This window comes from Conyzicola sp. (assembly GCF_046714715.1).
Lineage (GTDB): Bacteria > Actinomycetota > Actinomycetes > Actinomycetales > Microbacteriaceae > Conyzicola.
In genome coordinates this window covers 1-6513 of record NZ_JBKKAD010000121.1, presented here as the reverse complement: position 1 = coordinate 6513, position 6513 = coordinate 1, and the positions used below count along the sequence as shown (strand labels likewise).

Below are 6513 nucleotides of genomic sequence, written 5' to 3'. Positions count from 1 at the left end.
CCCCGAGGCCGAGCGCCCAGCGGCGGCCCCGCGAGATAGGCACCACGGAAACGGGAGCGGGCTCAGGCGGCAGAGTCGCGGGCGGCACAGTCGCGGGCGGCACAGTCGCGGGTGTCGCGGGCACGGTCTCCGCCTCGCCGATCGCCAGCACCCGGTCGCGCAGCCCGGCGCTAGGTGCGCTGGAGTCCCACGGGGTGTCACCGAGGTCGCCGATCATGGCGCGCAGTTCGGCGATCTCGACGTCGATCGACGGGTCGGTCGCCCGCAGCAGCGAGAGCTCACGTGCTTCGTCGGGGTCCAGATCGTCGGATGCCGCGGCTGCGACGAGCTCGGCGCGGCGTTCAACGGGGTCGGTCATGGCGGTCCTCTTCGAAATCGATGTGGGCGCGCAGGGCGCGGAGGGCATAGTAGACGCGGGTGCGCAGGGTGGGCACCGGGATGCCGGTGCGGGCCGAGACCTCGGAGTAGGACTCGCCGTCGATGTGGACGGCGACCACGGCGACCCGGTGGTCGTCGCTGAGTTTCGCAAGCGCCTCGACCAGTAGCAGCCGCTGCAGCGTGTCGTCGGCGGGTGCCGCCTGCTCGTCGACGGAGTCGCCCGTCACGGTACGTGGCATCCGCCCCATCGACCGTTGCGCGTCGACGATCACGTTGCGCAGAATCGCGAACAACCAGGTGCGCGCGCCGGCGCGTTCGGGGTCGAACCGGTCGCGGGCCCGCCAGGCGCGCAGGAAGGTCTCCTGCACGCAGTCTTCGGCCTGCCCGCGGTCGCGCAGCGCGTTCACGGCGAAGGCGAAGAGCACGCGGGCGTGGGCGTCGTATTCGGTGGCGAGGTCGAATCCCTGCCCGGACGTCGGCACGGGAGCCGCCGACCCGGGTTCGGACGACAGCCGCTCGGATGGCTCGGCCAGTTCGATCACGCTCCCGCTCACGTTGTTCCTCCCAGCCTATCCACGGGGGTATACGGCGCGGCACCGCCGTGCGTTCATCCGTCCCCCGAAAGAAATCTCGCGGCCGGTGAACGCGGGCCGCTCCCCCGACGTACACACCGGCACACGGAGTCACCGGGCGCCGTGCCCGAACGAAGGAGTGACATGTCTGACCAGAGAACCCCCTCCCGCACAGCTCTACGCCTGCTCACCGTCGGCGGCATCGCGACCGCCACGGCCGTAGCCGTGCTGGGTGCGGCCGCCCCCGCCAGCGCCGAGACCGCGGTCGACGCGCCCTCGAGCTTCACCAGCGCCTTCACCGTGATGGCCACCCCCGACCAGGTGCTCAACGCCGACGGCGTCGCCACCCCCGGCCCCGCGGGCGCCACCGGCACGTTCACCTTCCGGGTCAACTCCACCCTCGACATCATCTGCTACGACATCACCGTGAGCGGGATCAGCGGCGACTACCAGAGCCCGGCGAAGACGGCGACGCACATCCACGCCGCCGCGGTCGGAGCGGCCGGTCCGCCCCGCATCGCGTTCCCGAACCCGGCTCCGATCGGCGACGGCCCGCGCACGAGCACCGGCTGCCTGCAGGGACCGTTCACCACCGGCATCGTCGCGAACGGCGCCGACACCGGAACCGGCTTCACTCTCGCCCAGCTCGAGGCGAACCCGGCCGGCTTCGCAGCCGACACGCACACGGTGGCCAACCCCGCAGGCGCCGTGCGCGGCCAGCTCACGCGGATCCCGGTGGGTGGCGTGCAGACCGGTGGCGGCGGACTCGCCACCGCCTCCGCAGACACGGCGGACGCGACCGCCGCGATCGCGACCGGCCTCGGCGCGCTCACCGTCGCCGGGCTCGCCGGACTGTTCGTGCACCGCCGCCGCACCGCAGCGGCCGACCGCGCGTAACGCCCGCGCGATGATCCGCACCACGGCGCGTCCGGCGGCAGCACGTGCGTCGGCGCGCCGTGGTGCTGTCGCCATCGTCCGCGCGGCGGCGCTGGCCGGTGTGCTGCTGCTCGGCGGATGCTCCGCGGCGAGCCCGCAGGCCTCGACGCCCGAACCGACACCGACCGCGACCGTGGCGCCGCCGCGACCGACCGAGGCGGCGGCCCCGGGACCGCTCGCGGTCGGCCAGCCACCGGCATCCGTCACCATCGGCGCGATAGCGCTCGACGAACCGCTCATCGACCTGGGGATCCAGGCCGACGGCTCGATGGAGGTGCCCGCCGACTTCGCCGACGCCGGCTGGTTCACGGGCGGCGGGCGTCCGGGCGGCGTCGGTCCGACGGTCATCGCCGGCCACGTCGACTCCGCCACCGGCCCGGCCGTCTTCGCGCGTCTGACCGACCTCGTCGTCGGCGATACGGTGCGGGTCACGGATGTCGCGGGGGCACCGTTCGACTACGTGGTGACTCGCGTCGGCGACTATTCCAAGGCGGACTTCCCCACGACCGAGGTCTTCGGCGCGACCCCCACCGACGAACTGCGGCTCATCACCTGCACCGGCCTCTTCGACCGCGCGGTGGGCCACTACGAAGACAACCGGGTCGTCTTCGCCAGCCCGATCTAGGTCGCGGGCCCGTCCCACTGCGTCGGCAACGGCAGCGCGGCCGGGTTGAGCCGCTGCACGATCTCGCGCAGCACGCGCGAGGTCTGCGTCTCGCCGACCCAGAGGTGCTTGCCGCCCTCGACGTTCACGAGTTCGATGTTCGGAGCGGCGGCGAAGCGCTGGGCCGCCTCGGCCGGACGCAGGTAGTCGTCGAGCTCGGGAATGAGCGCGACGACCCGGGTGTCGGAGCCGGCCCACGCCGCCACCTCTTCGGGCGACGTGCGGTGCAGCGGCGGCGACAGCAAGATCATGCCGTCGAGGTCGTGGGCGCGGCCGAACTTCAGCGCGACCTCGGTGCCGAACGACCAGCCGACGACCCACGGATGCGGCAACCCCCGCTGCGCCACGAAGTCCATGGCCGCGGAGAGGTCGTGCTGCTCGTCGACGCCCTGCCCGAACTCGCCCTGGGACGTGCCGCGCGGCGACGTGACCCCGCGGAAGTTGAACCGCAGCACGGCGATGTCGGCCAGCGCGGGCAGTCGCAGCGCGGCCTTCTTGATGATGTGCGAGTCCATGAACCCGCCGTGCGTCGGCAGCGGGTGCAGCGCGACCATCGTGGCAACCGGTTCGGCCGTGAGCGGAAGCGACAGCTCGGCGACGAGGGTGAGACCGTCGCTCGTTCGCAGCTCGACGTTCTCGCGGCGGGCGGGCAGCTCGACGGCCCCGCGGATCTCGATGGTCACGGTGTCGGGGTCCTCACTGTTTGATCTTCCAGCAGTGCAGGTGCCAGTGGCGGCGGGCGGAGAGGTCGTCGGCCTCCCCCATCAGGCCGTCGGCGCGCCAGGCGACGGTGTGCGCCGTTCCCGGAGAGATCTCGAGACCGCAGGCGGGGCAGGTGTAGTACTTCGTCGCGGAGGCGGCCGCGAGGGGCTGCACGTTCCAGAGGCCGTCACGCTTCGCCTCGGTGCGGCGCCGCCCCATGAGCACCCGGCTCAGGTCGACCTCGTCGTCGTCGTCGGGCCGCTTGCCGCGGGGACGATTGGAACGGGGCATGATCCCAGACTAGCTGGTGGGGTCAGTACCAGCCCTTGGCCTGCGAGGTGCCCCACGCGCCACAGGGTGTGGAGTACCGGCCGCTGATGTAGCCGAGACCCCAGGTGATCTGGGTGGCCGGGTTCGTGGCCCAGTCGGCGCCGACCGACGCCATCTTGGAGCCGGGCAGAGCCTGGGGAATGCCGTGGGCGCCGCTGCTCGCGTTGTGAGCGTTGACGTTCCATCCGGACTCTTTATTCCACAGCGAGACGAGGCAGTCGAATTCCGACTGGCCCCAGCCGCGCGCGGTCACCATTTCGAACGCGATCGCCTTGGCCGAGCCGGGATCGGGGATGCCCGCGGCGGGGGCGCTACCGCCTCCGGCGCTCTTCTTGGCGACGACGACGGGCGGCGGAACGACGATCTTGGTGATGGTGAAGGCGTCGCGGGCGGCTTGGGCACGCACGCCCTGGGCGGCCACGACGACCTGCGGCTCCACCTTCTTGCCCGGGGCGTTCGTCACGACGTTCTGTTCGTCTGCGGTGATGGCGAACGCGGCCGTCGGATCGATGATCGTGACGAGCACGAAGCACATGCTCGCGAAGAAGGCGAGAAACGGGAGGCTCTTGCGCGAGCGCGTCTGAGCCGGACGAATCCGGGGTGCACTGGCGGCTCCACTGGCGCCGTCTAGCAGCACGGAGGAGGAGAACTCTCTACGTTGTAATTCCACGGTTATTCCACCGTAGCCCATGAGGGGGGTGCAAAGTCGAATCGGCTCAGCGCACTGCCAGCATCACATCGATGACATAGTCGAGCAGCAGGTCGACCTGCTGCTCGTTGTAGCCGCGGCGGGTGGCGGTGAAAGCGGCGAGGCGCACGTCGTCGATGCTCATCGGTTTTCCGTGCTGGAAGTAGTCGACGAGCCGGTCGGCGAACGCGTCGACCTGCTTCACGTTGTAGGCCCTGGTGAGGAAGCTGACCCGGGAGAAGCGGTTGCCCTCGGGCCGCGCGAGCCGGTCGAGGATCTCCTGGGCGGTACCGCGCGCACGCCCGTACCACTCGGCGTCGCCGCCGGGAGGGGCGAAGGCGCGGTCACGCTCGCGGCTGGCGAATGCGTCTTCGAGACGTTCGAGGGCCGCGTCGACGTGGGTCGTGGAGTAGCCGCCCTTCTGCATAGCGAAGGCGGTGGTGCGGATGCTCTCCGCCGTGACGACCGACGGCCCGAGCAGTTCGCTCGAGTAGGCGCGGCGGGCGTCTTCGAGGAAGTCTTCGACCTGGTCGACGTTGTAGCCGCGCCGCGACTTGCGGGTGCGGGGGAAAGTAGTGCTCACGTGATAATCCTGCCCTAAACGAAGATGAGGTACAGCGCGTACGCCGCCACGGCCGACGGGAGGATCGAGTCCAGCCGGTCGAGAAAACCGCCGTGGCCCGGAAGCCAGGTGCTGATGTCCTTGATGCCGAGGTCGCGTTTGATGAGCGATTCGGCGAGGTCGCCCATGGTCGCGGTGAAGACGATGACGGTTCCCATGATGAGTCCGACCCACCACGGCTGCTGCAGCATGAACAGGGCGAGGAGCACGCCGGTGGCGAGGGCCGCGACGGCGGAACCGGCGAACCCCTCCCAGGTCTTCTTGGGGCTGATCAACGGAGCCATGAGGTGCTTGCCGAAGTTGACGCCCGACGCGTAGGCGCCGACGTCGACGGAGACGACGACGATGAGCGAGGCCAACGTCCACCACTGGCCGCCGGGCTGCGCGGTGAGCAGGATCGTGAACGCGCCGAGGAACACGACGTAGCTCTGCACGAACGCGCCCGCCGCGATGTCTTTCCAGAACTCCGCGCCGGAGACCCGCAGTTTCGGCACGACCATCTCGCCCACGCGCCAGAGCGACACGAACAGGATGCCGCCGAGGGTGACGAGCCAGTGGCCGGTGGCGAGCCCGTAGAACGACGCCGGTACGATCGCGAGAGACGCGATCACCGTGGGCACCCGAGGCACGTCCCGGCCGGCGAAGCGCAGGGCGCTCGCCAGTTCGAACGAGGTGAAGACGAGCAGAATCGCGCCGAACACCATGAACAGCTCTTTGACGAAGACCAGGCTGACGATCAGCGACCCGCCGAGCGCGAGACCGATCAGGATCGCCGACAACAGGTTGCGGCCGCTCTTCGCGTTGATCCTGTCGTTCGTCGCGCGAACCTGCGCCTCGATGTCCGCGACCGTCGCCTCGAAGTCCGCTCGCGACGGCGGATGCTTCTTGGCCTTGGTCTCAGATCTGGGGCGGTCTTTGTTCCCGCCGGCGGCATCCGACATCTATACCTCTAGCAGCTCGGCTTCTTTGCGCTTGAGAGCGTCGTCGATCGCGTCCACGTGATGCTTCGTGGTTGCTTCGAGGTCTTTCTCAGCGCGGGCGATCTCGTCTTCGCCGACCTCTTTGAGTGCGTCGAGGTCGTCTTTCGCCTTGCGACGGATGTTGCGCACCGCGACCTTGGCCTGCTCGGCCTTGTCGCGCACGATCTTGACGAACTCCTTGCGGCGGTCCTGCGTGAGCTCGGGCAGCGTGACGCGCACGATCTCGCCGTCGTTGCCGACGTTGGCACCGAGGTTCGGGGCGGCGACGATGGCCTTCTCGATCTCTTTCAGCGCCGACTTGTCGAACGGCGTCACGATGAGCGTGCGCGCCTCGGGGTTGTTCAGCGAGGCGAGCTGTCCCAGCGGGGTGGGGCTGCCGTAGTAGTCGACCAGGATTTTCTGGAACATCAGGGGGTTCGCGCGTCCGGTACGGACGGTGGCGAAGTCTTCCTTGGCTACTTCGAGGGCCTTGGCCATCTTGTCTTTGGTGTCGGCCAGTACGTCGCTAATCACGGGAGCTCCTTTGTGTCTAGTGGAGTTTACCGGCTAACCAACCGCGAAGAACCCGACACCGGTGCTCCCGCCGTGTCGCGGGGGTCGGGGGGGCGCCCCGGGCGGCCCCCCGCGGGGGGGGGATTTTT

10 protein-coding genes are annotated in these 6513 nt (G+C 69.7%); 2 read left to right on the top strand and 8 right to left on the bottom strand.

The window, feature by feature from the left end; all coding sequences use genetic code 11:
• Both ACLQ6X_RS09320 and ACLQ6X_RS09315 read right to left on the bottom strand, forming a co-directional pair.
• On the bottom strand, window positions 1-358 hold a 358-nt coding region (locus ACLQ6X_RS09320), incomplete at its 3' end, for a hypothetical protein (protein ID WP_411699892.1).
• The gene (locus ACLQ6X_RS09315; protein ID WP_411699891.1) at window positions 342-932 is read right to left on the bottom strand and encodes an RNA polymerase sigma factor; all 591 of its coding nucleotides are present in this window, start codon (window positions 930-932) and stop codon (window positions 342-344) included. The genes ACLQ6X_RS09315 and ACLQ6X_RS09320, both read right to left, overlap by 17 nt.
• Before the next feature lie 162 nt (window positions 933-1094).
• Between ACLQ6X_RS09315 and ACLQ6X_RS09310 the strand changes: the two genes are divergently transcribed.
• Window positions 1095-1847, top strand: a complete 753-nt coding sequence (locus tag ACLQ6X_RS09310) for a CHRD domain-containing protein (RefSeq protein WP_411699890.1) — start codon at window positions 1095-1097, stop codon at window positions 1845-1847.
• A 10-nt stretch (window positions 1848-1857) separates the two neighbouring features.
• Window positions 1858-2511, top strand: coding sequence for a sortase domain-bontaining protein (locus ACLQ6X_RS09305; RefSeq protein WP_411699889.1), 654 nt, complete (start codon window positions 1858-1860; stop codon window positions 2509-2511).
• Here the strand turns inward: ACLQ6X_RS09305 and ACLQ6X_RS09300 are convergent.
• From ACLQ6X_RS09300 to frr, 6 genes are all read right to left on the bottom strand, one after another.
• Window positions 2508-3227, bottom strand: a complete 720-nt coding sequence (locus ACLQ6X_RS09300) for an alpha/beta hydrolase (protein ID WP_411699893.1) — start codon at window positions 3225-3227, stop codon at window positions 2508-2510. The genes ACLQ6X_RS09305 and ACLQ6X_RS09300 overlap by 4 nt on opposite strands.
• Window positions 3228-3246: 19 nt before the next feature.
• A complete protein-coding gene (locus ACLQ6X_RS09295; protein ID WP_411699888.1) occupies window positions 3247-3543 on the bottom strand; it encodes a hypothetical protein in 297 nt (98 codons plus the stop codon).
• Between the two features lie 22 nt (window positions 3544-3565).
• Window positions 3566-4219 carry a lytic transglycosylase domain-containing protein gene (locus tag ACLQ6X_RS09290; RefSeq protein ID WP_411699887.1) on the bottom strand — a complete coding sequence of 218 codons (654 nt, stop codon included), beginning with the start codon at window positions 4217-4219 and terminating at the stop codon, window positions 3566-3568.
• Between the two features lie 79 nt (window positions 4220-4298).
• A complete protein-coding gene (locus tag ACLQ6X_RS09285) occupies window positions 4299-4853 on the bottom strand; it encodes a DivIVA domain-containing protein (protein ID WP_411699886.1) in 555 nt (184 codons plus the stop codon).
• Window positions 4854-4867: 14 nt separating this feature from the next.
• On the bottom strand, window positions 4868-5833 hold the full coding sequence (locus tag ACLQ6X_RS09280) for a phosphatidate cytidylyltransferase (RefSeq protein WP_411699885.1): 966 nt from the start codon (window positions 5831-5833) through the stop codon (window positions 4868-4870).
• Entirely contained in the window at window positions 5834-6385 is a 552-nt protein-coding gene (gene frr / locus ACLQ6X_RS09275) for a ribosome recycling factor (RefSeq protein WP_188509962.1), read from the bottom strand. It lies immediately after the preceding gene.
• Window positions 6386-6513: the final 128 nt, after the last annotated feature.

Bases quoted from the DNA above. Each gene is read 5' to 3' on its own strand.
- ACLQ6X_RS09305 (WP_411699889.1), top strand. From the start codon at position 1,858: ATGATCCGCACCACGGCGCGTCCGGCGGCAGCACGTGCGTCGGCGCGC.
- ACLQ6X_RS09310 (WP_411699890.1), top strand. From the start codon at position 1,095: ATGTCTGACCAGAGAACCCCCTCCCGCACAGCTCTACGCCTGCTCACC.
- ACLQ6X_RS09280 (WP_411699885.1), bottom strand. From the start codon at position 5,833: ATGTCGGATGCCGCCGGCGGGAACAAAGACCGCCCCAGATCTGAGACC.
- ACLQ6X_RS09295 (WP_411699888.1), bottom strand. From the start codon at position 3,543: ATGCCCCGTTCCAATCGTCCCCGCGGCAAGCGGCCCGACGACGACGAC.